This window comes from Gordonibacter pamelaeae 7-10-1-b (assembly GCF_000210055.1).
In the GTDB taxonomy this organism is placed as follows: domain Bacteria; phylum Actinomycetota; class Coriobacteriia; order Coriobacteriales; family Eggerthellaceae; genus Gordonibacter; species Gordonibacter pamelaeae.
Map to the genome: position 1 here is coordinate 623,484 of NC_021021.1, position 2,057 is coordinate 625,540.

A 2,057-nucleotide genomic window follows, 5' to 3' on the forward strand; every position below is an offset into this window, starting at 1 on the left:
CCGGCCACAACGAGCAGGGCCACATCGCGGGTGCGCGTCTTCGACGTCATGACCACGCTCGCCGCCGCGCCCACGGCGCAGAGCAGCACGGGCCCGCCCAGGAGGAGCACCGAGGATGTCCAGTCGAGGGTCGCGCTGTAGCCGGTCAGGCCCTGCTGGCGTATATACCCCTCGAGCAGGCCCCCAAGCGAGAAGATGCCCGCTACGAGGGCGAAGCCCACCATGATGGGGGTTTCGGTCGAGGTTGAAGCGGCAAGGCCATAACGCGCGGTGCGCCGCGCCAGGTACCAGGCGTGCAAACGGCGTTGCGGCACGGGCGCCGTCCAGGCGGCCATCAGGGCGGAAAGGGCCGCAGGGGCCACCGGCACCAGCGTCGCTACCATGAGCAGCGGAAGGAACAGCGAGTTGCTCAGCGCGCGCAGTTCGGCCCCGAACAGCGACGAGGCGATCTGCCATGCGCCAAGCCCCAGCACGGCGGACACGAGGGCGCGCATCGCCGTAACCCCCTTGCGCGCGGCCTCCGGCTCGCGCAGAGCGGCCACGGGAGGCATCTTCGCCGCGCTGCGAGCGCCCCGCGCGCCGCCAACCAGGAACACGCACGCAACCGCAGCCCACACCGCAGGCATGAGCAGCAGCCCCGCGTCGGGAACCACCTGGTCGATAGGTTGGTAGTCGGGCGAGCTGAACACAATCGGGAACAGCGGGGCGAACGAGGCGGCCTCGATCGAAGTGCCGACTGCCGCACCGAGCACCGCCACCACGGCCAACTGCGCAAGCACCACCGCGGCCACCCGGCGCGGGCTCACGTTCGCCAGCTGCCAGAGCGCATAGCTTCGCCGCTGCGCCGATACCGTCAGGCCGGCCACCGAGGCGAGCACCGCCACCGCCGCGACCGCGGAGAACATGATCACCGACGCCGCGAGCGATTCCGTGTTCGGGTACGTTCTCGCCGTGGCTATCAGCGACGCCGCGAAGCCGCCGACGAAGCCGCAGGCCACCGCCACGCAGAACGCTCCCGCCCAAGTGGCGGCGTGGTCGCGCAGGTCGCAGAGCACAAGCCGGATCATCGTGCCTCCTCCAGCGCCTCGAGGATCTCCGCCGGGGTCGATCGTCCCAGCTCGCGCAGCACCCGGCCGTCCTTCAGCACGAGGACGCGGTCGGCCATCGAGGCGGCCTCCAGGTCGTGGGTCACCATGACCACCGAGCGCGCCGGGTCGTCGGCGATGCCGCGCAGAAGCCCCAGCACCTCGCGACCGTTCTTCGAGTCCAGCGCGCCGGTGGGCTCGTCGGCGAACACCACGTCGGCCCCGCCCGCGAGNCCCGGGCATGGCCACGCGCTGCTGCTCGCCGCCCGACATGTCCGCAGGCCGGCTCTTCGCACGGCCCTCCAACCCCACGCTCGCGAGCACGGCGCCCGTCTGAGCGGCCGTGAGCGGACGTCCCGCCAGGCGCGCGGGCAGCGACACGTTCTCGCCCGCCGTGAGCGAGGGGATGAGGTTGTACGACTGGAAGATGAAGCCCACGCAGTCGCGCCGCGTCTTGGACAGCTCGCCGCGGCCCGCGCCCACGACCTGCCTCCCCATCACCTCGATGGAGCCCGCGTCGGCCTCCTCCAGCCCCGAAAGGCAGTAGAGCAGCGTCGACTTGCCCGAACCGCTCGGCCCCACGATGACCACCATCTCGCCGGGCATGACGCGCAGGTCGACGCCCCGCAGCACGTCGACAACCCGCCGCCTGCTCCCCCTTCCCGTGCCGAACGACTTCCTCACCTCATGCGCGGAAACGGTGGCGCGCGTGCGCCCTTCTGCAGCTACCATTCGATCTCCTTTGATTTTGACAGCACTGACCTGGGCGAAGCATCTTTCGCCTGGTTTCAGCCCTCTGAACGAGCGGTTTCGAGATTGGCGCGCCGGGCACCTTAGCGATCGCCCCGTGCTGTTCGCAGCGCCCTGATCGCAAGGCACACGATGCCGCCGACGGGCCACGCCAGCAAGAAGAAAGCCGCGGCGGGCGTGAACGCCAGCACGAGGCCGACCGCCGTCGCCGCGCACATGACC

General features: G+C 70.7%; 1 protein-coding gene and 2 pseudogenes. All 3 read right to left on the reverse strand.

The window, feature by feature from the left end; translation table 11 throughout:
• A partial coding sequence (locus GPA_RS18775; RefSeq protein ID WP_049783987.1) for an ABC transporter permease occupies positions 1 to 1,067 on the reverse strand: 1,067 nt, incomplete at its 3' end.
• Positions 1,064 to 1,318, reverse strand: a pseudogene (locus GPA_RS19915) (ABC transporter ATP-binding protein); the annotation flags it as partial. The gene GPA_RS18775 and the pseudogene GPA_RS19915, both read right to left, overlap by 4 nt.
• Position 1,319: 1 nt before the next feature.
• Positions 1,320 to 1,817 (reverse strand): annotated as a pseudogene (locus GPA_RS19920) (ABC transporter ATP-binding protein); the annotation flags it as partial.
• Between the last annotated feature and the right edge of the window lie 240 nt (positions 1,818 to 2,057).